The sequence below is a fragment of the [Pantoea] beijingensis genome (genome assembly GCF_022647505.1).
In the GTDB taxonomy this organism is placed as follows: domain Bacteria; phylum Pseudomonadota; class Gammaproteobacteria; order Enterobacterales; family Enterobacteriaceae; genus Erwinia; species Erwinia beijingensis.
Genome location: NZ_CP071409.1, coordinates 1,881,977 through 1,905,475, shown reverse-complemented (window position 1 = coordinate 1,905,475; position 23,499 = coordinate 1,881,977). Strand labels below are relative to the sequence as shown.

Here is a 23,499-nt window from a genome sequence, read left to right as displayed (position 1 = left end):
AGTCTTCCGCTAGTAACGAATTTTCGGATCGATAACCGCATACAGCACGTCGACGATCGCATTAAATAAAATAGTCAACGCCCCGACCAGGATGGTCAGGCTTAAAACCAGTGAATAATCGCGGTTCAGCGCGCCGTTAACGAATAACTGGCCAATACCAGGCAGACCGTAGATGGTTTCTATCACCATTGAACCGGTGATAATGCCCACAAACGCCGGCCCAAGATAGGAGAGCACCGGCAGCAGCGCAGGTTTCAATGCATGACGCAGCACGATGCGATGCATTGGAATGCCTTTGGCGCGTGCAGTGCGGATAAAGTTGGAGTGTAAGACTTCAATCATAGAGCCACGGGTGATACGCGCAATGCTGGCAATATATGCCAGCGACAACGCCACCATCGGTAGGATCATAAATTTCAGCGCCCCACCGTTCCAGCCGCCGCCGGGCAACCATTTAAGGGTAATGGAGAACAGCAATACCAATAGCGGAGCAACAACGAAGCTGGGTATCACCACGCCCGTCATGGCAATCCCCATCACGGCATAGTCCCATTTGGTATTTTGCCGAAGCGCCGCGATGACACCCGCGGTCACGCCCAGCACCAGCGCGAAAATAAAGGCAGCAGCCCCCAGTTTGGCCGATACCGGAAACGATCCCGCAACCAGATCATTGACCGAGTAGTCTTTGTACTTAAACGATGGACCAAAATCACCGTGTGCCAGCTGTTTCAGATAGCTGAAATACTGGGTCATGATTGGATCATTTAAATGATATTTGGCTTCAATATTAGCCATTACTTCAGGCGAAAGCGTGCGCTCGCCAGTAAAAGGGCTTCCCGGTGCTAAGCGCATCATAAAGAAAGAGATAGTGATGAGAATAAATAACGTCGGAATCGCTTCCAGACAACGACGCAGGATAAACTTTAACATTGCCCGTACCTACCTGGCTGTACTTCAATATAAATGTAGCGTTTGTTTTATGTCCATTATCCTCCAGCGCGTCAGGGATATAAACCTGCGACCTGGCGTAATTTGGCTATAACAACGAACGCTATCAACTCACGCGGCATCATCCTGCCGCACGGCTCAACAGAGCCTGACCTTATGCATTAAACCAGCAGCGGTGCATGCGTCCTTCGCCCCCGGAAGCACTTGAATATTGCCTCTCCGGGTCACCACCATACCTGCCAATGCTTTTAGGCCGTGCATTGGTGTTAACTACCAATGCTCCCTTTATCTTGTCATATCAGAGCACGGGCCCCCGCTCATCCTTTTGCCAGGTATTTATTGGCGGCAACGAATAATTGGGGGCCAGACTTATACCTCAGGCATCTTGAGGTATAAGCAATGACTTATTAGTGTTTGATGATATACAGGTTTTTATCGTAGACGTTGTCCAGCGGATCTTTACCCGTATAGCCGCCCACATAAGGTTTCAACAGGCGAGCATTGACGTAGTAATAAACCGGAACGATGGCAGAATCCTTATCAAGGATCTTCTCAGCTTCAGCATACTTCTCGCTGCGTTGAGCTTCATCAGGCGCCTGCAGCGTCTCAGCCATTACCTTATCAAAGGCTGGGCTCTTATAGTGTGCAGTATTATTGCTGCTGTCTGAAAGCATGGTGTTCAGGAAGGTAGTTGGCTCGTTATAATCAGCACACCAGCCCGCACGTGCAACATCAAAATTCCCCTGATGGCGCGTATCCAGGAACGTTTTCCACTCCTGGTTTTCCAGCTTCACGTCAACACCCAGATTTTTCTTCCAGATAGAGGCTGCAGCAATCGCCAGTTTTTTATGCAGATCGGAGGTGTTGTACAACAGATTGAAAGTCAGTGGCTTATCCGCGGTGTAACCTGCCTCAGCCAGTAGCTTCTTCGCTTCTTCGTTGCGTTTTTCCTGGGTCCAGGTGAACCACTCAGGCGGAGTCAGCTTAATGCCATCAGTGTATGGTGGAGTATAACCATAGGCTGGCAAATCGCCCTGATTTTTCACTTTATCGACGATAATGTCACGATCGATACCCAGTTTGAGCGCAGCACGCACGCGGGGATCATTAAACGGTGGTTTCTGGTTATTAATTTCGTAGTAATAGGTGCATAGATAAGGATCGACATGCACCTCAGTTGGAATCTCTTTTCTCAGCTTCTGGAACAGCTCGATCGGCATATTGTTATAAGTCATATCGCTGCCGCCGCTGCGATAGCGGTTCACATCAGTGACTTCAGATGAAATTGGCAAAAAAGTCACTTTATCCAGTTTGGTATTTGCGTTATCCCAATAGTCAGGGTTACGCACCATCACGATGCGTTCGTTTACCACCCAGTCCTGAAGCTTAAATGCGCCGTTACCAACCCAATTAGCGGGCTGCGTCCATTTATCGCCAAACTTCTCAACCGCTGGTTTATAAACCGGGGACATGGACGGGTGAATTAGCAGCTTATAAAAATAGGGAACGGGTTCACTTAATGTGACTTCGAGTGTATTGGCATCAATGGCTTTTATCCCCAATTGATCTGGGCTTTTCTTGCCGGCGATAATGTCATCAACGTTGGCTAAATGCCCGTATTGCAAATAACTGGCATAAGGGGATGCGGTTTTAGGATCGGCCAACCGCTGCCAGCTATAGACGAAATCCTGTGCGGTGACGGGCTCACCATTTGACCATTTGGCATTTTTACGCAAATGGAATGTCCATACTTTGCTTTCTTTATTATCCCAGCTTTCCGCTACGCCTGGGATAGGATGGCCTTGTTCATCGCTGATAATTAGGCCTTCAAGCAGATCGCGGTTAACATTGGACTCCGGCACACCTTCAATTTTATGCGGGTCCAGCGATTGTAACTCCGCGCCGTTCCCTTTCACCAGCTCTTGTTTAGCTGCCAGTTCAACCCCTGCCAGAACCTGTGCCGCCCACGCAGCATTGCCAGCCATAACGCCCAGCCCTGCCATAACGCTAAGAGCTATAAGGCTTTTTTTTGTGATGTTGGTCATTTTTATACCTACTCCAGTTTTTATCATTGCTGATGCAGTGCGCCTTCAGCTATCTCCCGGCGACCGGGCAAACTATGGATGATGCCGGAACGAAAAACATCAGCCATAGCGTTATATCGACCCCTAAAAATGGTCTTGCACTGTTCGCCGTGCCCGGACTGTTTCGCCCGGTACCCGGCAAACTAATGTTTCGTAATGTAGTAATACTTCAGATTGATCATATCCTGCGGATCTTTCCCCGTGAAGCCACCAACCCAGGGTTTTACCAGTCGCACGCTCACTCGGTAATAAACTGGCACGATGGCCGAATCATGATCGAGTTGCTGTTCCGCCTGCTGATACAGGTCCGTTCGTACTTGACTGTCGCGGGCATTTAACGATTGTGCGATTAAGCTATCAAATACAGTACTTTTATACAGCGCGGTATTCGTTGAAGAGTTACTCAGCAACATATTCAGGAACGTTGACGGCTCATTATAATCTGAACACCAGGTGGCGCGTGCAACGTCATATTGCCCGTCATGACGCGTCGCCAGCATCGTTTTCCATTCCTGGTTTTGCAACGTCACCTCAGCACCTAAGTTTTTCTTCCACATTGAAGCTGCAGCAATAGCCTGCCGTTTATTTTGGTCAGAGGTGTTATACAGCAAAGTAAAAGTCAAAGGTTTATCGGCGCTATATCCGGCTTCCGCGAGTAATGTTTTTGCCTGGGCATTACGCTCCGCCTGCGTTAAGCGGAACCATGCTGGAGGGGTAAGAGTGGCGCCGTCGGTAAAGGGCGGTGTAAAACTGAAGGCAGGTATTTGTCCCTGCCCCATAATTTTGCTGGCGATAATATCACGATCAATCGTCAATTTTAGGGCAGCCCGAACCCGGGCATCGGTAAACGGCGGACGCTGGTTGTTAATTTCATAATAAAACGTGCAGAGGTACGGGCTCACGCGCATCTCATCCCCCAACGTTTTTTTCAGCATCGGAAAAAGATCGGGCGGAATCGCACTATTGGTTATATCCGTATCGCCGCTGCGATAGCGATTTACATCACTGGTTTCAGAAGCAATAGGCAAAAATGTCCCTTGCTCAATCACCGTACTGGCATTGTTCCAGTAGCCAGGATTCCGTTTTAGCACAATCTTTTCATTCACTACCCAGTTGTTAAGGGTGTAAGCACCGTTACCTACATAATGTTCTGGCTGCGTCCATTTCTCGCCAAAAGCTTCAACTGTCTTACGGTTCACCGGCTTCATCGCGGTGTGAGTCAGCATGGTGATAAACCAGGGTACAGGCTCGGCTAACGTGACCTGCAGACGATGGTCGTCAAGCGCTTTTACACCCAAGGTGTCAGGCGAAGCCTTACCCGCAATAATCGCATCAACATTTTCGATATGCGCGTACTGCGCGTAGCTGGCGTAAGGTGATGCCGTTTTCGGGTCAACCAGACGCTGCCAGCTATAGACAAAATCCTGTGCCGTAACGGGATCGCCATTGCTCCAGCGTGCATCAGGGCGTAACCAAAATGTCCAGACTTTCCCTTCTTTATTCTCCCAGCGCTCGGCGACCCCTGGTACGACGCGACCATAATTGTCGTTGGAAACTAAGCCCTCAAGCAGATTGAGAATAATGGTGGTTTCCGGGACACCTTCCGTTTTATGCGGATCGAGTGACGCAACCTCCGTTCCATTATTTACAACAATGGTTTGTTGTGCGGAAAGCACAACGCTTTTCGGCACATCGGCGGCAGAGGAAGATCCAATCAGAATAAGAGAAAGGACAACAGCAGTTGAAATACGCTTTGGTGTGCTGACTAATTTCATGAAACGTCTAATTACCCTTAACTGAGTGCTTTAAAGCAATAAGCAAAATTCGTTCTCATTTTGCCATCAGACGTAAAAAAAACGTCACGTCCCGTCGAAAACTATCAGAAGGAGACGACAGGTGCCAAAGTAAAATGACAGAAATGTTAACTGATTCTCTTTTATCACGTTGCCACTCGGCAACAAAGCGTTATTTCAAAAAACAAAATAACAATTAACTTATTGATTTATAATCATTTATGTAAAAATACCTGTTAACACCTTAGCATTACCACCACCAACCGAACACAAAATGCACAATTTTCTATAACAGATGGTTAAATCAGTATCTTAAACTGCAATTTAAAAGTAATGGGTGATAAAAATCCAATAAAGACCCTTATTTTCCTCAGAGAATAATGTAAAAAAAATAACATGATTTTGGCAGTCATGATGGAGAACTCAGGTGCAAAGCAATTATTCTAATCTGATATGAGTGTCATTAAGCAACATGAATAATCGCACCTTAATGGTGCATTAAATGCAGAAAATGCACTAATTTGGAACAATGGAATCGCACACGTAAAAAAATAAGCGCATATAATGCGCTTATTTTAAAAAAAACAGAGCCTTTCCGCTTATGCCAGTAAACCGGGAAAAATTGCTTTTACCCCCGTAACGACAAATTCAATCCCAAGCGCCATCAGTAATAACCCCATAATACGGGTTATAACGTTAATGCCCGTTTGACCAAGAACACGCACCATCAGCGGCGCCGCACGAAACAGCAACCAACAGCAGAAAGCAAATAGCGCGACAGCCAGGCTAAAACCGAAGAGATTTAACCAACTGTTGTAACGCGTGCTCCATACGATGGTAGAACTGATTGCGCCGGGGCCTGCCATCAAAGGTAGCGCAAGCGGCACCACACCCACGCTTTCGCGGATGGCCGTTTCTGAACGCTCCTGTTTGTTTTGTTTGTCTTCACCCAGCTTGCCGCTAATCATCGACATCGCAATTGTTACAACCAGAATGCCACCTGCGATGCGAAATGAATCTATAGAAATACCAAACACATGCAAAATTGCATCACCCAGGAACAGTGATGTCCACAAAATAATTGCGACAGCTAAGTTGGCTGTCAGGTTGGTTTTATTCCTTTCAAGGGCAGTTTGATAGCTGGTCATGCTGATAAAAACAGGAATAATCCCCACCGGATTCACCAATGCGAATAGCCCTACGAAAAATTTAATATAGCCGGATAAATCAAGTAATGCAGGGTTCACCTGGCGCTCCCAAGCTGAACTAAAATCAGGCGCTTAATCTAATGGAAAAACGGCTTAGTTACCATACCCCGGAGCAGTCGATATCACTGGAATAACCCGCATGAATGGTGAATATCGCCAGTAATATCAAACTTCACCGGGTTGTCCCCCTTGATGCTGCGGAAGTAATGGTGATGTTTATCCGCACAACATGCATGACTTTCTGATCACACCTGACGTTGTAAGCTCCTTGAGTCGGCCGCGACCCTTTGTAATCAGCATGTTTTTTTGCTGTTAAGCATTGTTATTGCAAATAGTGAGCTGAATGGTGTCAGCTTACATGAAACATGATTTAAATCATGAAACGCTTACCCCTAAATAGGTAAGCTCATTACCACAGAGCAGGTCTGGAAACGGTTTAAACGGTCGTTGGAAACAAATCCAGTAAACTCTCTCAGTAAATCGGTCTGATTTTAATGCGTATTTCAATGCCTTGAAACCGTGCTTCTCAGCACAGTTCTTAGTCAGTAACTATACTCATCAGCTCAGGTTTGTTTACTAATAGAGTTTAACTTTCCAGGAGAGCATTATGGCCGTTACTAATGTCGCTGAACTAAACGCACTTGTAGAACGTGTAAAAAAAGCCCAGCGTGAATATGCCAACTTCACTCAAGAACAAGTCGATAAAATCTTTCGCGCGGCGGCTCTCGCCGCGGCAGATGCCCGAATTCCTTTGGCCAAGATGGCAGTGGCTGAGTCAGGAATGGGGATTGTTGAAGACAAAGTGATCAAAAACCATTTTGCTTCAGAGTATATCTACAATGCTTATAAAGATGAGAAAACCTGCGGCATCCTCGAAACAAATGATACTTTCGGGACCATTACTATTGCCGAGCCAACCGGTATCATTTGCGGTATTGTTCCTACCACTAACCCCACTTCTACTGCCATTTTTAAAGCGCTCATCAGCCTGAAAACACGTAACGGTATTATATTTTCTCCACATCCACGAGCAAAAGAAGCGACTAATAAAGCTGCAGACATCGTGTTGCAGGCGGCTATCGCGGCCGGCGCACCAAAAGATATCATCGGCTGGATTGACGTTCCTTCGGTTGAGCTATCGAACCAGTTAATGCACCACCCGGACATCAATCTCATTCTGGCCACAGGTGGTCCGGGAATGGTTAAAGCAGCCTATAGCTCGGGTAAACCTGCGATAGGCGTTGGCGCCGGTAACACACCAGTAGTTATTGATGAAACCGCCGATATTAAACGCGCTGTCGCCTCAATCCTGATGTCTAAAACCTTCGACAACGGCGTTATTTGCGCATCCGAGCAGTCGGTTATCGTGGTGGATTCCGCATATGAAACCGTGCGCGAACGCTTCGCCAGCCACGGCGGATATATGCTGCAAGGTAAAGAACTGAAAGCTGTTCAGGATATTATTCTGAAAAATGGCGCACTCAATGCAGCAATTGTTGGCCAACCAGCGGTCAAAATTGCCGAGATGGCCGGTATTGATGTTCCCGGCGATACCAAAATCCTCATTGGGGAAGTCCAGCAGGTTGATGAATCAGAGCCATTTGCCCATGAAAAGTTATCACCCACGCTGGCAATGTACCGGGCAAAAAACTTTGAAGATGCCGTCAGTAAAGCCGAAAAACTTGTTGCCATGGGAGGTATCGGCCATACCTCCTGTCTCTATACCGATCAAGATAATGAACGTGAACGCGTGAATTATTTCGGCGACAAAATGAAAACCGCCCGTATTCTGATTAACACGCCAGCATCTCAGGGGGGCATTGGCGATCTTTATAACTTTAAACTGGCCCCATCATTGACGCTCGGTTGTGGCTCTTGGGGAGGGAATTCGATTTCTGAAAACGTCGGACCTAAACATCTGATCAACAAGAAAACCGTAGCCAAGCGAGCTGAAAATATGTTGTGGCATAAACTTCCGAAATCGATCTACTTCCGCCGTGGTTCGCTACCAATTGCTTTGGAAGAAGTGGCCACGGATGGTGCAAAACGCGCTTTTATCGTGACAGACCGCTTCTTATTTAATAACGGTTATGCCGACCAAATTACCTCAGTACTAAAATCTCACGGCATTGAAACGGAAGTCTTCTTCGAGGTTGAGGCTGATCCAACGTTAAGTATCGTACGCAAAGGTGCTGAGCAAATGAACTCCTTTAAGCCTGATGTCATCATCGCACTGGGCGGGGGCTCTCCAATGGATGCTGCGAAAATCATGTGGGTCATGTACGAACATCCTGAAACGCACTTTGAAGAGCTGGCGCTGCGCTTCATGGATATCCGTAAGCGTATCTATAAATTCCCAAAAATGGGTGTAAAAGCGAAGATGATCGCGATTACCACCACCTCAGGCACCGGTTCTGAAGTAACGCCATTTGCTGTTGTAACCGATGATGCGACAGGTCAGAAATATCCTCTGGCTGATTACGCATTAACACCTGACATGGCCATTGTTGACGCCAATTTAGTGATGAATATGCCAAAATCACTGTGCGCCTTTGGTGGTCTGGATGCCGTCACCCATTCACTGGAAGCCTATGTTTCCGTGCTGGCGAATGAATATTCTGATGGTCAGGCACTACAGGCTTTGAAGCTGCTTAAAGAGAATCTACCTGCGAGTTACAACGAAGGCGCTAAAAATCCGGTTGCTCGCGAGCGCGTTCACAATGCAGCGACAATAGCGGGTATTGCTTTTGCGAATGCATTCCTCGGTGTTTGTCACTCGATGGCGCATAAACTGGGCTCAGAATTTCACATTCCACACGGTCTGGCGAATGCCCTACTGATTTCGAATGTTATTCGCTATAACGCCAATGACAATCCGACAAAACAGACAGCTTTTAGTCAGTACGACCGCCCGCAAGCGCGCCGTCGATACGCTGAAGTTGCTGATCACTTGGGGTTAAGCGCTGCCGGTGACCGCACTGCACAGAAAATTGTGAAACTGCTTGCCTGGCTCGAAGACATTAAAGCTGAACTGGGAATTCCGAAATCGATCCGTGAAGCGGGTGTGCAGGAAGCTGATTTTCTGGCGAAAGTGGATAAACTGGCTGACGATGCCTTTGACGACCAGTGTACAGGCGCTAACCCGCGTTATCCTCTGATTGCTGAGCTAAAACAAATCATGCTAGATACTTATTATGGTCGTGAATTTGTAGAACCTTTCGCGAATGTTGCCGAAGCGATAGCGGAACAACCTATCAGGCTGGTAAAGGGAACCGAAAAGAAAGTAAAAAAGTAAAGCTCGGTGCTTAACACAGCGCGGCCATACGGCCGCGCGATAGCGCCACATTACACACTCACCTTTAAACGGGGGGTTACGTTACCGCCCCGTTTAAAGCCTGTATGCTGATGCGACTACAGGCCATACGCTGGTTTACCTTTCTGAACGACACTTCCTTTATCTATCCTGCCAACTATCAGGATGCCGAGCATCAGTTAAGCAGGCAAACGCTCTACAAATACTTAAAGTAAACCCCGCGCAGCGGCATTATGTGCTCTACGTTCTGTCAGCGCGATTTCCATGAATGGCCAACTGCGAACCACCGTCTAATGCCTCTTTATAGTGCTTACGGCAAACGGATACATAGCGTTCATTTCCTCCGATCACCACCTGTTCACCCTCTTTATATGGCGCACCATTGCTGTCCAAACGTAATACCATACTGGCCTTACGTCCACAGTGACAGATTGTTTTTAACTCAACGAGCTTATCTGACCAGGCCAGTAAATATTGACTCCCGCTAAACAATTCCCCACGGAAATCAGTACGCAAACCATAACACAACACAGGAATATCCAGCCCATCAACGATATCAGAAAGTTCTCTAACTTGTTCGCGGGTAAGAAATTGACTCTCATCAACCAAAACACAGTGTATCGGTTGCTGGCTATGCTCTGCGCTAATTTCATCAAACAGTGAAGTTTGCTTATTATACAGTTTTGCAGGTGATGATAATCCTATACGTGAAGTGACTTTAGCCCGGCCAAAACGATTATCAATTTCCGCCGTGTACACTAATGTACGCATCCCTCTCTCATGATAATTATAAGAAGACTGCAACAATGCAGTGGACTTACCCGCGTTCATCGCCGAATAATAAAAATAAAGCTGAGCCATCAGCTTAACCCCGCATTAAGATTGTTCAGAATAGTCTGTTATTGAGTGTATCACAGCCCCTCCCCGGGCAAGCAACCACGTCCCCAATGGCTGGGTTTCTGGAGGGGTTCCCTCATCCGATATCGAGACAAACGCAGATATTACGCTCAATAGCCATAAGGCATTTATAGACAAAATTCTTAATTTTTATCCGATAATATTTTTGTGATTTTCTTTATTGGCAAAATAATCGCCATGACACCCTGACACCAGAACCGCAACGCCCAACAGGCAAACCTGCGTAAACGATTCAACTCTGTTTAGTGTGGGCGATGCCCGTGTCTTCGTGACGCTTACAGGTATATTTAGCGCTGTTATTCTGTCCGACAATCACCAACTCATGTGACTGGCACCTCATATCTATTGCCTCAACCGTTGTCGATTTGCACAGTCATTTCACGGGTTTTTTAAGGCTTATTTAATCATTCCGGATATTTCTACAACATTCAGCTTTAAATCTTAGCTAATAGCGTTATCTTCATCGCACTTTAATTAGTTATTTGGGATTTCTTACAAAATTAGCTATTGCAGTTCTTATTTTCGGCCTCTATTATTATCAGGCAGAACATTTCCCCCACCCAATATAATTTTGAGATTTGGACAATGAGCGAAGCACTTAAAATTCTGAACAACATCCGTACACTACGTGCCCAGGCGAGAGAATGTACTCTGGAAACGCTGGAAGAGATGCTGGAAAAGCTGGAAGTTGTCGTTAACGAACGTCGTGAAGAAGATTCTCAAGCTCAGGCTGAAATTGAAGAACGCACTCGTAAACTGCAACAATATCGCGAAATGCTGATTGCCGATGGCATCGATCCAAATGAATTGCTGCAGACCATGGCTGCGACTAAAGCAACGGGTAAGGCTAAACGCGCAGCGCGCCCAGCAAAATACTCATATATCGATGAGAATGGCGAATCAAAAACCTGGACCGGTCAGGGACGCACACCAGCAGTAATCAAAAAAGCAATTGAGGAACAAGGTAAACAGTTGGATGATTTCCTACTGTAATACTTGTCCAGGGTGCTTCCAAATAACTCCATTTTAAGTATGGGGTTATTTTTTTGGCATTATTGATTTGTAAGACAGTACTACACACCCAGATAAAATCGCCTGCCCGGTATGCATTGGGGTAATTCAATGATGGGTTTTAGCTTCGCAAGTCGCTACTGCATCCACATTTCGTTCGATCCCCCCCGTTCATACTGGCGTCAGGCTCAAAGGAAGCGAAAGCTTCCTTTTTCTTATGGCAAGGTTCCCTCGTGCATTGCGCTAAAAATAGCTGCATATGCCAGTTCAGAGCTAAGCCCTTGCGCCATATACAGCCCTCAGCACAAGTCACATTCTCATGTAGCCTTTTCTGTAAGCACTGCGCTCTTTCTATACGGGCTTATCGGCTCAGGTTTATTTCTGGTTAATGCAGGCTCTGTGGAGCAACGCAATGAGATTATCCGATGGGAAGGCCCAGCACTAACGCTTCACTCAATGTCTGTGCTGGGCTTATGTCGTTTCAATTGTCTGGTGCCGTTCAAGGCTAATCATACTTCATGTTGCAGGTTAGTAGACTACACTCACTCCCCCGTTCACTTACCTGAGTAAGTTCCCGGAGCCTCCCGAGTTTTCCTCCACTGCGCAACTCGAATTATTTTGAGCATATAATACAAATTACCGAATTGGATAATTACGCATTATTTATAGAAGCACCGCGACCGATAGCATAATAAACAAAACCACGCTTGCTAACTCTTTCTGGCTCGTACAAATTACGGCCATCAAAAATAACCGGTTCTTTTAATGCAGCCTTGATCACATCAAAATCCGGTGCGCGGAAACTTTTCCATTCAGTACAAATAACGAGTCCATCAGCCCCCTGAAGCGCAGCTTCTTTGGTACCCATCAATTTCAAATCTGAACGATGACCGTAAATACGCTGAGCTTCATCCATCGCTTTCGGATCGTACGCCTGAACCGAAGCACCTGCCGCCCACAATGTTTCCATCAGGACTCGCGCTGAAGCTTCACGCATATCGTCAGTATTAGGTTTAAATGATAACCCCCAAAGTGCAAAAGTTTTGCCTTTTAGATCATCACCAAAATGACGTTTAATGAACCCTGGCAGTTTGGTTTTTTGCGTATCATTGACGTCTTCTACCGCACGCAGCAAACGGGGCTGATAACCGATAGATTCAGCCGTACGGATCATCGCCTGTACATCTTTCGGGAAACAGGAACCACCGTAGCCACAACCGGGATAGATGAAGTCATAGCCAATACGGGGATCGGAACCAATACCCAGGCGCACTTTTTCAATATCAGCCCCCAGATGCTCAGCCAGGTTAGACATTTCGTTCATAAAGCTAATTTTCGTCGCCAGCATACAGTTTGCGGCGTACTTGGTAAGCTCGGCGCTGCGGATGTCCATCACAATCATACGGTCGTGGTTGCGGTTGAAAGGTTCATAGAGCTCACGCAGTAACTCAACAACCTCTTCATTGTCCGCACCAATAACAATACGTTCCGGACGCATACAATCGGCTACCGCGGCCCCCTCTTTCAGGAACTCCGGATTCGAAACCACATCGAATGTCACTTCCTGGCCACGCGCTTTTAATGTCTCTTGCATGACATTACGCACGCGATCGGCAGTACCAACCGGTACGGTAGACTTATCAATCACTATTTTGTGATCGCGCATGTACTGCGCGATAGTGCGAGCTACTGCGGTCACATATTTCAGATCCGCTGAACCATCTTCATCAGGAGGCGTTCCGACAGCAATAAACTGCACCACACCGTGGTTTACGCCCTCTTCCGCATCGGTGCTGAATTTCAATCGACCCGAGTCATAGTTCTGCGTAACTAATGGCGTTAAGCCAGGCTCAAATATAGGAATGATACCTTGCTTAAGGTTTTCAACTCTTTGTGCGTCGACATCGATACAAAGGACGTCATGCCCCGCTTCGGCCAGTACCGCAGCCTGAACCAGACCAACATAGCCGATACCAAATACGGTGACTTTCATTGTATTATCCCGCTATTAGAATGAATTACTTTTTATTATCTACGGCGCTTTCCAACCACGCTTTAAAGTCATGGCCCAGAGTCGCATGACGCACACCGTATTCGACAAAAGCTTGCATATAGCCCAATTTATTACCGCAATCATGGCTAACACCTTTCAGGTGATAGGCTTCAACCGTCTGTTTTTCCATCAGCATCGCGATAGAATCAGTTAATTGAACTTCACCACCCGCGCCCGGAGGTGTTTTCGCCAGCAGAGGCCATATATCGGCAGAAAGCACGTAGCGGCCGACGACGGCCAGATTAGAAGGTGACTCCGATGCTTTTGGCTTTTCAACGACGCCAACCATTGGCGCACTGTCACCCGGCTGCAGTTCGCGACCTTCACAGTCTACGACGCCATAGGCGGTCACATCTTCTACCGGTTCAACCATAATCTGGCTATAACCCGTTTCATCAAAACGCTTCAGCATTTCGGCCAGGTTATCTTTAGTTGGATCGGATTCATATTCATCAATGATGACATCAGGCAGGATAACAACGAAAGGTTCATCACCAACCAGCGGAAGCGCGCACATTACCGCATGCCCCAATCCTTTAGCGATACCTTGACGAACCTGCATGATAGTAACGTGCGGTGGGCAAATTGACTGGATCTCATCAAGCAGCTGGCGTTTAACACGCTTTTCCAACATAGCTTCCAGCTCAAAGCTGGTATCAAAATGGTTTTCAATCGAGTTCTTTGAGGAGTGCGTAACCAGCACAATTTCATTAATTCCGGCTGCGATGCACTCGTTAACGACATACTGGATTAACGGCTTATCAACCAACGGCAGCATCTCTTTAGGAATAGCTTTCGTAGCAGGCAACATACGCGTTCCCAAACCCGCTACAGGGATTACCGCTTTTTTTACTTTTGACTTATAGGCAGACATCAAGATACCTCTCTTTAGGCCGTTCAAGTTATTACTTGATATGTCGATTTAAAAACGACATGAGTATATCAGCTCAGGGGCGCCGGATTTATCCTGGTTAAACCCTTTACAACGAAATTAAGATTATTACCCAAGTGTAAAGCTTATGGTTTGCGTTGTCCCGCAGGCTGAATCGGTAATGTTACGATTTAAATAAGGGAGGTGAAAGTGTGTTGTAAGCAAATGGGGACGGAAAAGCCAATGACGTAATCAACTCAGATGAAAAATCCAGCGCCCCAACATGATTGCAGAAAAAAGGGAGATAAGTTTGGTTATTCAGTAGACAACATTAACCGTAAGCGGCCACCTGCACCCCATACCTGGCACTGCCATGCATCACACCGTTGGCTTATTTGATTTAGATAGGCGTTACCTGTTGTGCCGAGTGGAACACCATTATTTAACTGAATTTGGTGAGTATTAATATTAAGCGTGGCATTCAATCCCGCTGAGACCAAAACCAAATTTTTCAAACTTTGATGGTAATAACCAACCAGTAAAGGAAATTGCCCTTCCAGATTGGCCTGACGTAATAAAACATTAACCTGTTTGAGTAAACCGCTTAATTCAGGCAGGCGATGCCCTTGTCCTGACAGTTGTTCCTGGAGTAAGCCATTAAACAGCGCGCGTAAAAGCAGTGCGGCAAGCACTCCATTATCTCCGGCCCGCGTTACGTCCAGACAATAAAATGCCAGATCTTTATCCGACAACGCGGCAATATCCAGCACTAACCCAGGCTGCTCGGCCATGGTTAGCTGTCGGTAATTAATACGGCAATTGGCAATAACCTGCTGTACAGGGGGCTGGAGCTGCTTAAGTAGTTTTGCTGCAGCTGAAGGGTTACGCACCAGTGCATCCCAGTCCTGAAATAACTGTTCATCTTCTTCAACCTTTGAAGTAAACATGGAGGGATAAAGGCATTCATACACGGCCTCACGCAGACGCTCCAGGTCTCTGACTGGTTTAAGCAGTACATCCTGTACGCCAAGGCGTAATACATGGGCGATATCAGACATATTCTCCGTTGCTGAAATAACCAGAACAGGAACATGATCACCATGTGTACGAAGATGTTCGACCAGCCTGATACCATTCATTCGCGGCATCTCAAGATCGCAGATAATCAGGTCGGGCTGGCTCAGACTGAGTACCTCAAGTGCCTCCTGTCCATCATTTGCCGTCGTGATCGTTGCACCCAATGCTTGCAGAAAATTTTCCAGCAAGGAACGGAAAACACGCTCATCTTCAACGATAAGAATGCCTTTTCCTGTTAATGGTTTTTCCATTGTTCCCCCCTGTAAGCCAGATAACTCAATAGTGGTTCAAAAAACGCACTTTCGCCTTTCAGAATTGCCTGAACGGGTCGCTGTTTTTGACCTGACATCGCTATCTGTTTCGAACAAGTGGTAATAGTTCATCCATTTTTTTTTCTACAGCCTCTCTGCCTGCTGTGATTGCCTCATCAGCACGATGAAAATCGAGCGTTGAGATCTGCGGACAAAAAGGTTGAATGAGTACATCAGGCGGGTCACCCGCCATTCGATTACGTTTCAAACGGTTTTCCAATACTTGAATCGAGGTGGTCATAATTTCCATGGCACCCGGCGTGTGATTTACCCGACGCTGAGACATTCTGGACAACTGTTGGCGCAACTTCCCACTCCATGTGGTCACAGGCTCTGCGGTCGCGTTCTTTTCCATCGCCTGCGGCGATACCGATAATAAATCCTGCTGCATTAAGTGCGCATCATGTTGAAGATCCACTGCGATGACAATATCAGCCCCCAGCGCGCGGGTTAACGAAATAGGGACGGGGTTAACAACAGCACCATCCACCAGCCAATATCCATTGTAGCTGACTGGCGCCAATAAGCCTGGCATACTGCATGAAGCTCGCACGGCCTGGTGCAGATCGCCCTCGGTAAGCCATAACTCACGCCCGGTACTTAGATTAGTCGTAACAGCGCCAAAGCGCATTTTGCACTGTTCAATCTGCTCATGTTCAATCAGACGTTTTACGTGTTTAAATACACGTTCTCCCCGCAATAACCCCCCACGCCGCCATGAAAAATCCATGAGCCTAATAACGTCCCAATAGCCAAAAGAACGTACCCATTTTTCCATTAACGGTAAGCGTTCGCTGGCATAAGCAGCGCCGACTAACGCGCCGACCGAGCAACCTGCAACCACATCGATTTCAATACCAGCCTTCTCAAGCGCATTGATCACGCCGATGTGTGCCCATCCTTTGGCTGCGCCTGAACCCAGCGCAAGTCCTATTTTTACCTGTCTCATTAAACCCCTGACGATAAATTATCTCGCGAAATGACTAACGGGTGACCACTCGGTTAACATAGTACTCGTTATACCCTTCATCATCATTAGCGCTTCTGCAGTAGACCTGGTAGCATTTCCCCTACCCAATGATGTTAATCCCGCAGTGTCGGGTATAACGTATACCTGCTATTCAATAATTCGGAGTTAATGTGTCTGAAAAATGCCCATGCTGTAGCGGACTTGAGTATAACGCATGTTGTAAATCCTTTCTGAATGGGGCAATTGCGCCCTCTACTGCTGAGCAGTTGATGAGATCGCGTTATACCGCTTACGCGAAGCAGAATATTGAATGGCTGATATCCACCTGGCATCGCAGCACTCGCGCTCCCCAGCTGCAAGCCGATATTGAGGCGAGTTTTGACCATACTAAGTGGCTTAACCTGAATGTAGTCTCTACTGAAGCAGGAAGCCATGATAACGAAGCTTTCGTTACTTTTTTTGCGCGTTTCCTCGAAAACCATAAAAACGGGGCGATTCACGAACGTTCACGCTTTGTCCGCGAAGATCAACGCTGGTACTATATTGACGGCACGCACCCACAATTGGGTCGAAACGATCGCTGCCCTTGTGGTTCTGAAAAAAAACACAAAAAATGTTGCGGTCAGTAAAGTTATTGCCGTTTATATACAATCATGTGCCCAACGTAATTGGTATTGCAGCAAGCTGCTACCCGAAAGCCCGCTGAACTGGAGCATCTCCGTCACTTGGGCAATCGCGTGCTGCCGGACGCAAACGTTAATTAAACAGGGTGAAACTGCGTCAACAGGATCCGGATCGAAATGCAAGTGCAACCGCTACAACGAAAAGTCTTACGTACAATTTGCCCCGATGCAAAAGGCCTTATCGCGAAAATTACCAATATTTGCTATAAGCATGAGCTCAATATTGTTCAGAATAACGAATTTGTCGACCATCGTACCGGGCGCTTTTTCATGCGCACCGAGTTGGAAGGCATTTTCAATGACAATACGCTGCTGGCGGATCTTGACAGTGCGTTGCCAGAAGGCTCCGTACGCGAACTGAACTCAGCAGGCCGCCGTCGGATTGTCATCCTGGTGACCAAGGAGGCGCATTGCCTTGGCGATCTATTGATGAAATGTGCTTATGGCGGGCTGGATGTAGAAATCGCTGCCGTTATCGGCAATCACGAAACGCTTCGCACACTGGTAGAGCGCTTCGATATTCCGTTTATTCTGGTTAGTCACGAAGGTTATACCCGCGAAGAACATGACAGTAAAATGGCGGTAGAGATCGATCGGTTTCAACCCGATTATGTTGTTCTGGCTAAATATATGCGCGTGTTAACACCGGGGTTTGTGCAGCGTTACCCGAACCAGATTATCAATATCCACCATTCCTTCCTTCCCGCGTTTATCGGCGCTCGTCCTTATCACCAGGCTTATGAGCGAGGCGTAAAAATCATCGGCGCTACGGCGCACTACGTTAATGATAATCTCGATGAGGGCCCTATCATTATGCAAGACGTCATCCACGTCGATCACACCTATACCGCTGAAGATATGATGCGTGCAGGGCGTGATGTCGAGAAAAACGCCCTCAGTAGAGCGTTATACAAGGTACTGGCACAACGTGTCTTTGTGTACGGTAACCGCACTATCATTTTATGAGGATGGTAGCGCTGTAATTGAATAGCAAAACAGCGCTACGGGTAAAAAACCGGCAAACGATAAACTTTCCGTTATCCAGCGCTTTACAGCCTCCATTCATTTGATATGATGCGCCCCGCTTACGAGCATAGTAATCAGGCCAGTGGTGGGGTTCCCGAGCGGCCAAAGGGAGCAGACTGTAAATCTGCCGTCATCGACTTCGAAGGTTCGAATCCTTCCCCCACCACCATTTACGCATTATGTCTTATCAATAATGCGTCTGCCTTGTGGATCGACATGGGTGAAAGTGTGGTGCGTTTCCCCAGTGATTACAGCATCTGATTTAATTGTATTACGCTTCCCCTGGTGGGGTTCCCGAGCGGCCAAAGGGAGCAGACTGTAAATCTGCCGTCATCGACTTCGAAGGTTCGAATCCTTCCCCCACCACCATTTAAATATTCTCCAATTACTGCACGTCGCCTGCATTCATATATTCCCTTCCAGGATAGCTGAGAAGCCTCGCTTAATCTTTTGCTTATCCGGGGCTTAATGTGACATTTACACAGAAACTCTGCTACCATCAGCGGCATCTTTCTTTTGTGAAATGGCAACCGAAATGAAATTTGTTTCTTTCAATATCAATGGCCTACGCGCCCGTCCTCATCAGCTTGAAGCCATTATCGAACAGCACCAGCCAGATGTTATTGGCCTGCAGGAAACCAAAGTCCACGATGATATGTTTCCACTCGAAGAGGTAAGTAAGCTGGGATATCACGTTTTCTATCACGGGCAAAAAGGCCATTATGGCGTAGCGCTTCTCACCAAAGAACAACCCATTATGGTACGTCGCGGTTTTCCCGGTGATGATGAAGACGCTCAACGTCGTCTGATTATGGCTGAGCTGGCTACGCCGCTCGGCATTCTGACTGTAATTAACGGATACTTTCCGCAAGGGGAAAGTCGCGACCATCCGACAAAATTCCCTGCCAAAGATAAATTCTATCGAGACTTGCAGGATTATCTTGAAAATCATCTCCAGCCAGAAAACCCGGTACTCGTTATGGGTGATGTCAATATAAGCGCAACGGACCTTGATATCGGCATTGGGGAAGAGAATCGTAAACGCTGGCTGCGAACCGGCAAGTGTTCGTTCCTGCCTGAAGAGCGCGAATGGATGAATCGTCTTATGGACTGGGGGTTGGTGGATACCTGGCGTCAGCAGCACCCAGATACCACCGACCGCTTTTCGTGGTTTGATTACCGCTCAAAAGGTTTTGATGATAATCGCGGTCTACGCATCGATCTGGTTCTGGCCAGTAATCCGCTCGCTGAACGATGCGTTGCAACCGGTATTGATTACGAGATCCGCAGCATGGAAAAACCTTCCGATCACGCCCCGATTTGGGCTGAGTTTACGCTTTAATCAAACGGAAGCTTCAGCGGGCTGGACCAGCAATAGTCTCAGCCCCTCAATCACACGTTAATCTCTGCTGCGCCGTATCCTAAATTTCTTTTGGCGCGACCATCCGGCGTCTCTGCGAGAGTACCCGTGAGGCATGAAAGCCGGTCCTTAACGCGTTAAACCCCCGCCTCCGGCGCACTGCCTGATCGTTTACCTGCATCCTGAGCCTTCGCTACTTTATTCCGGCGAGGTTTTTTATTCTTGCTTGCTGCCGGCAACCCCCTAAATGCATGAGCTGCTGGCTGCTGGCGCGCCTGATGTATCAGACTGTACAGCGTCTCAACCAGAGGATGCATAAAATCCTGATAGCGACACTGTTTTTCACTAATTTTGGTTAGTGTGGATTCCCACTGGGCAGTCATATCTGGCCTGGCAGCCATTTCAGGAAGTGAATGAATTAACGCGCGTCCAGGCTCACTCGAATGAATATAACGCCCCTTCTTGTACAGAAAGCTACGCTTAAAAAGTAGTTCAATAATGCCGGCACGCGTGGCTTCGGTGCCCAGACCATCTGTCGCCCGCAGTATTTTCTTTAGGTCTTTATCCTGAACGAAGCGTGCAATCCCGGTCATAGCTGAAAGTAATGTGGCATCGGTAAACGGCCTTGGGGGCTGTGTCTGCTTTTCCACCACTTCTCCTCGCTCACACAGTAGCCCATCTCCTTTCACTACCACAGGGAGCGGCGTACCATCGTTCTCCTCATCACGTTCTTTGCTTCCCAACAGAGTGCGCCAACCTGCCTCTGCGAGGAAACGCGCCTTGGCAATAAATTTGCCACCGACGATATCTAACTCAATAACGCATTTGCGATATACCGCATCAGGGCAAAACTGCATCAGATATTGTCGGGCAATCAGCCCATAAATATTGGATTCATTTTCTGTCAGGTGCGAACTATTGCTTCTGGCGGTTGGGATAATTGCGTGGTGAGCATCGACCTTTTTATCATCCCAACACCGATTTTTGCGATCGCTGTCAAAATCAGCAGGTGCCGTAAGAGCGGGCTGATGAATGTTAATCGCATTCAGAACAGCATGACGTCCGGCAAAATGCTCTTCCGGTAAATAACGGCTGTCTGAACGTGGGTAGGTAATCAGCTTATGGGTTTCATAAAGACGCTGGCAGGTATCAAGTACCGTCTGAGCGCTCAATCCGAAGCGCTTTGCCGCTTCTATTTGCAAACTTGACAAGGAAAACGGCAACGGTGCAGTATCATTCTCTCGCTTGTCATTATAGCTGGTAACCTGTGCGGGTTGACCGCCAATCCGACCGACAACATGTTCCGCCAGCGCTCGATGTAGTAGGCGCCCTTCCTCATCCTGATAGGGCTCGCAAGCGTCACTGGGTTGCCATAAGGCGACAAACCGCTCCTCTTTCGGGGTGACGATATGTGCTTTCACCTCAAAAAAATCTTTCGCGACGAAATTTTCAATCTCTTCATCGCGCCGAACGACCAAGCCTAATACGGGCGTTTGCACCCGTCCAACCGACAATACACCGTCATAGCCCGCGTTACGCCCGAGTAACGTGTAGGCTCGCGTCATATTAATCCCATATAACCAGTCGGCACGTGCACGTGCCAGCGCAGAAACACATAGCGGTATAAACTCACGATTTTCTCGCAGGCGCCCTACCGCACGCTCCACAGCCTGCGGGTTAAGATCATTAATCAGACAGCGCTGAACCTTTTCACGTTTTTCCGGTGGCAATGCCAGGTAATCCAGAACTTCATCCACCAGCAATTGCCCTTCGCGGTCCGGATCGCCTGCGTGGATAACTTCGGTGGCCTGTCCAAGCAACCCTTTTATCACATTCAGCTGCTTTGCCACTGAGGGACGCGGCTTCAGCTGCCATTTTTCCGGTACGATAGGAAGATCAATCAGCGACCAGCGCGCAAAACGGCTGTCGTAGCTATCCGGCTGAGCCTGTTCAAGGAGATGCCCTACACACCAGGTAACAACCTGATCGTTACCACATGCGATATAACCATCCCCACGGCGATGGGGCTTTGGCAGAACATCCGCAATTGCGCGGGCTAAACTGGGTTTTTCAGCAATAAAGAGGCGCATCAGTGGGTAATAACTCTGCGCTTCACGATTGAATCTCTATTAAAGAACGCGCCTCTTCGGCTGGCAACAACTCTCCAATCGCCGTTAACGTCAGGTGACATGATGCAGCTATCTCATGCAGGGCCGATTCCGCCTCAGGCAATACAGCAAGTAGAAGTCCACCAGACGTTTGCGGATCACAGAGCAATTTACGCTGCGCTTCACTCATGTGGCCGATTAAATGGCCGTAACTTTCGAAGTTGCGTCCAGTACCGCCAGGAACACATCCGGCGGCAATATACTCATCAACGCCAGGTAAACGTGGAATTGCATCAAACCATAGCGTTGCCTGCACGCCCGAGCCCTGACACATTTCACTGAGATGCCCCAATAGACCAAAACCAGTAACGTCTGTCATCGCCGTTATACCGTCCAGTTCCGCAAAACGGGTTCCCGCGCTGTTCAACTGACACATGACTTGGGTCGCCAAGCCATAATGCTCCGGTCGCAACTGCGCTTTTTTCTCTGCAGTCGTGAGCACACCAATCCCGAGTGGTTTGCTCAGGAACAACTTGCAACCGGGTTGAGCCCCGCTGTTTTTTTTCACCCGTGCACTGTCTACAATGCCGGTAACCGCAAGGCCAAAAATTGGTTCAGGTGCGTCGATGGAATGCCCACCGGCAAGGCTTATACCCGCCTCTTTGCAAGCGTGCCGCCCGCCTTCAATAACTTGACGCGCGATCTCAGGTGCCAGCGTACCGATCGGCCAGCCCAAAATTGCAATGGCCATGATAGGTTTCCCACCCATTGCATAAATGTCACTGATTGCGTTGGTAGCGGCAATACGACCAAAATCGAAGGGATCATCAACGATCGGCATAAAGAAATCCGTCGTGCTAACCACAGCAGTTCCGTTGCCCAGATCGTATACGGCAGCATCATCGCGTGTTTCATTGCCAACTAGCAGGTTCGGATCGTGAAAAACACCCTGCTCGCTATGCAAAATGGTTTCCAACACTTTCGGCGAGATCTTACAGCCGCAACCTGCACCATGGCTGTATTGCGTAAGACGAATAGCGTGATCGTTCATGACACCTCCCTATTAGCATTTATTCGCTATGTTAACTTTTTCGTTAGTGCATGATAAGCGTATCGTCAGATTTCGTGGATTATTTGTCTATTATCACGACGAAACGCAGGGTTGCTCACAACCCTTGCGCCAGAGAGAACCGCACACTTAGAAATAACTGACGAACGAAGAAGTATCAGGCGGTAAAACGGTAGTTGAAGACTTAAGCTGAGGCGTACCTAAATACAGAAATCCCACAATTGCATCCTGTTCACGGCAATTAAATGCCGCGCGAACCAGCGCATTTTCCGTCCAGTCACCACTGCGCCAGATACCATTAAATCCTTGGGCCGCAGCGGCCATCTGCATCGCCATTACCGCACAACCGGCAGAGACAAGCTGTTCCCACTGCGGCACCTTGTGGTGTTCTTCACAATGCGCCACAACAGTGATAATCATTGGCGCCCGATACGGCGATTGTTTCGCTTTCTCGACCGCTTTTTCATCCATCTGGTTAGCGATCGCAGCGTTTTCCAGCAGCGCACTGAAACGGTCTCGTCCTTCATTTTCAATAATAAAAAAGCGCCATGGCTGCAGCGTACCATGATCCGGTGCCCGCATACCTGCACGCAAGATGTTCTGTAACGCTTCACCTGCGGGTGCAGGCCCGGCTAAGCGCGAGGCTGAACGACGGTTAATCAATAATTCCAATGCATCCATTAATTACTCCTGATA

Annotated in this window: 17 protein-coding genes and 2 tRNA genes; 7 read left to right on the top strand and 12 right to left on the bottom strand. The window is 47.8% G+C overall.

The window, feature by feature from the left end; translation table 11 throughout:
• Positions 1-9 precede the first annotated feature (9 nt).
• From oppB to J1C60_RS08525, 4 genes are all read right to left on the bottom strand, one after another.
• Positions 10-930 carry an oligopeptide ABC transporter permease OppB gene (oppB, locus tag J1C60_RS08540; protein WP_128174673.1) on the bottom strand — a complete coding sequence of 307 codons (921 nt, stop codon included), beginning with the start codon at positions 928-930 and terminating at the stop codon, positions 10-12.
• A 425-nt stretch (positions 931-1,355) separates the two neighbouring features.
• Positions 1,356-2,993 (bottom strand): oligopeptide ABC transporter substrate-binding protein OppA, encoded by a 1,638-nt coding sequence (gene oppA / locus J1C60_RS08535; protein ID WP_128174675.1) that lies wholly within the window; start codon positions 2,991-2,993, stop codon positions 1,356-1,358.
• A gap of 182 nt (positions 2,994-3,175) precedes the next feature.
• On the bottom strand, positions 3,176-4,807 hold the full coding sequence (locus J1C60_RS08530) for an ABC transporter substrate-binding protein (protein ID WP_128174677.1): 1,632 nt from the start codon (positions 4,805-4,807) through the stop codon (positions 3,176-3,178).
• A gap of 617 nt (positions 4,808-5,424) precedes the next feature.
• On the bottom strand, positions 5,425-6,072 hold the full coding sequence (locus J1C60_RS08525; RefSeq protein WP_128174679.1) for a YchE family NAAT transporter: 648 nt from the start codon (positions 6,070-6,072) through the stop codon (positions 5,425-5,427).
• 568 nt (positions 6,073-6,640) lie between these two features.
• Here J1C60_RS08525 and adhE point away from each other — a divergent pair.
• Positions 6,641-9,328, top strand: a complete 2,688-nt coding sequence (gene adhE, locus J1C60_RS08520; RefSeq protein ID WP_128174681.1) for a bifunctional acetaldehyde-CoA/alcohol dehydrogenase — start codon at positions 6,641-6,643, stop codon at positions 9,326-9,328.
• A 258-nt stretch (positions 9,329-9,586) separates the two neighbouring features.
• Here adhE and tdk read toward each other — a convergent pair whose 3' ends face one another.
• The gene (tdk, locus tag J1C60_RS08515; RefSeq protein ID WP_128174683.1) at positions 9,587-10,207 is read right to left on the bottom strand and encodes a thymidine kinase; all 621 of its coding nucleotides are present in this window, start codon (positions 10,205-10,207) and stop codon (positions 9,587-9,589) included.
• Between the two features lie 642 nt (positions 10,208-10,849).
• On the opposite strand from tdk, the gene hns reads away from it, so the two are divergent.
• Positions 10,850-11,257, top strand: coding sequence for a histone-like nucleoid-structuring protein H-NS (hns, locus tag J1C60_RS08510; protein WP_128174685.1), 408 nt, complete (start codon positions 10,850-10,852; stop codon positions 11,255-11,257).
• A gap of 670 nt (positions 11,258-11,927) precedes the next feature.
• On the opposite strand, the gene J1C60_RS08505 is transcribed toward hns, so the two are convergent.
• The 4 genes from J1C60_RS08505 to rssA all read right to left on the bottom strand — a co-directional run bounded on the left by J1C60_RS08505 (position 11,928) and on the right by rssA (position 16,536).
• Complete coding sequence (locus J1C60_RS08505; RefSeq protein ID WP_128174687.1) at positions 11,928-13,268, bottom strand: UDP-glucose dehydrogenase family protein; 1,341 nt, start codon at positions 13,266-13,268, stop codon at positions 11,928-11,930.
• A gap of 25 nt (positions 13,269-13,293) precedes the next feature.
• Positions 13,294-14,202 carry a UTP--glucose-1-phosphate uridylyltransferase GalU gene (galU, locus tag J1C60_RS08500; protein ID WP_128174689.1) on the bottom strand — a complete coding sequence of 303 codons (909 nt, stop codon included), beginning with the start codon at positions 14,200-14,202 and terminating at the stop codon, positions 13,294-13,296.
• 311 nt (positions 14,203-14,513) lie between these two features.
• Positions 14,514-15,527 (bottom strand): two-component system response regulator RssB, encoded by a 1,014-nt coding sequence (gene rssB, locus J1C60_RS08495; protein WP_128174691.1) that lies wholly within the window; start codon positions 15,525-15,527, stop codon positions 14,514-14,516.
• Between the two features lie 100 nt (positions 15,528-15,627).
• A complete protein-coding gene (gene rssA, locus J1C60_RS08490) occupies positions 15,628-16,536 on the bottom strand; it encodes a patatin-like phospholipase RssA (protein WP_128174692.1) in 909 nt (302 codons plus the stop codon).
• Between the two features lie 191 nt (positions 16,537-16,727).
• On the opposite strand from rssA, the gene J1C60_RS08485 reads away from it, so the two are divergent.
• From J1C60_RS08485 to xthA, 5 genes are all read left to right on the top strand, one after another.
• Positions 16,728-17,186: a YchJ family protein gene (locus J1C60_RS08485; RefSeq protein WP_128174694.1), complete on the top strand. Its 459-nt coding sequence runs from the start codon at positions 16,728-16,730 to the stop codon at positions 17,184-17,186.
• A 177-nt stretch (positions 17,187-17,363) separates the two neighbouring features.
• Entirely contained in the window at positions 17,364-18,206 is an 843-nt protein-coding gene (gene purU, locus J1C60_RS08480; RefSeq protein ID WP_182611405.1) for a formyltetrahydrofolate deformylase, read from the top strand.
• A gap of 144 nt (positions 18,207-18,350) precedes the next feature.
• Positions 18,351-18,435 (top strand) — tRNA-Tyr (locus J1C60_RS08475).
• Between the two features lie 115 nt (positions 18,436-18,550).
• A tRNA-Tyr gene (locus tag J1C60_RS08470) sits at positions 18,551-18,635 on the top strand.
• 166 nt (positions 18,636-18,801) lie between these two features.
• A complete protein-coding gene (gene xthA, locus J1C60_RS08465) occupies positions 18,802-19,608 on the top strand; it encodes an exodeoxyribonuclease III (RefSeq protein ID WP_128174697.1) in 807 nt (268 codons plus the stop codon).
• 155 nt (positions 19,609-19,763) lie between these two features.
• Here xthA and J1C60_RS08460 read toward each other — a convergent pair whose 3' ends face one another.
• The 3 genes from J1C60_RS08460 to J1C60_RS08450 form a co-directional block, all read right to left on the bottom strand.
• Positions 19,764-21,716, bottom strand: coding sequence for a DNA topoisomerase III (locus tag J1C60_RS08460; RefSeq protein WP_128174699.1), 1,953 nt, complete (start codon positions 21,714-21,716; stop codon positions 19,764-19,766).
• A 22-nt stretch (positions 21,717-21,738) separates the two neighbouring features.
• The gene (selD, locus tag J1C60_RS08455) at positions 21,739-22,785 is read right to left on the bottom strand and encodes a selenide, water dikinase SelD (protein ID WP_128174701.1); all 1,047 of its coding nucleotides are present in this window, start codon (positions 22,783-22,785) and stop codon (positions 21,739-21,741) included.
• Positions 22,786-22,932: 147 nt separating this feature from the next.
• A complete protein-coding gene (locus tag J1C60_RS08450; RefSeq protein WP_128174702.1) occupies positions 22,933-23,484 on the bottom strand; it encodes an NAD(P)H nitroreductase in 552 nt (183 codons plus the stop codon).
• Between the last annotated feature and the right edge of the window lie 15 nt (positions 23,485-23,499).

Coding starts and splice junctions, on each gene's coding strand:
- oppB (WP_128174673.1), bottom strand. CDS start 930: ATGTTAAAGTTTATCCTGCGTCGTTGTCTGGAAGCGATTCCGACGTTA.
- oppA (WP_128174675.1), bottom strand. CDS start 2,993: ATGACCAACATCACAAAAAAAAGCCTTATAGCTCTTAGCGTTATGGCA.
- J1C60_RS08530 (WP_128174677.1), bottom strand. CDS start 4,807: ATGAAATTAGTCAGCACACCAAAGCGTATTTCAACTGCTGTTGTCCTT.
- adhE (WP_128174681.1), top strand. CDS start 6,641: ATGGCCGTTACTAATGTCGCTGAACTAAACGCACTTGTAGAACGTGTA.
- tdk (WP_128174683.1), bottom strand. CDS start 10,207: ATGGCTCAGCTTTATTTTTATTATTCGGCGATGAACGCGGGTAAGTCC.
- hns (WP_128174685.1), top strand. CDS start 10,850: ATGAGCGAAGCACTTAAAATTCTGAACAACATCCGTACACTACGTGCC.
- J1C60_RS08505 (WP_128174687.1), bottom strand. CDS start 13,268: ATGAAAGTCACCGTATTTGGTATCGGCTATGTTGGTCTGGTTCAGGCT.
- galU (WP_128174689.1), bottom strand. CDS start 14,202: ATGTCTGCCTATAAGTCAAAAGTAAAAAAAGCGGTAATCCCTGTAGCG.
- rssB (WP_128174691.1), bottom strand. CDS start 15,527: ATGGAAAAACCATTAACAGGAAAAGGCATTCTTATCGTTGAAGATGAG.
- rssA (WP_128174692.1), bottom strand. CDS start 16,536: ATGAGACAGGTAAAAATAGGACTTGCGCTGGGTTCAGGCGCAGCCAAA.
- xthA (WP_128174697.1), top strand. CDS start 18,802: ATGAAATTTGTTTCTTTCAATATCAATGGCCTACGCGCCCGTCCTCAT.
- J1C60_RS08460 (WP_128174699.1), bottom strand. CDS start 21,716: ATGCGCCTCTTTATTGCTGAAAAACCCAGTTTAGCCCGCGCAATTGCG.
- selD (WP_128174701.1), bottom strand. CDS start 22,785: ATGAACGATCACGCTATTCGTCTTACGCAATACAGCCATGGTGCAGGT.
- J1C60_RS08450 (WP_128174702.1), bottom strand. CDS start 23,484: ATGGATGCATTGGAATTATTGATTAACCGTCGTTCAGCCTCGCGCTTA.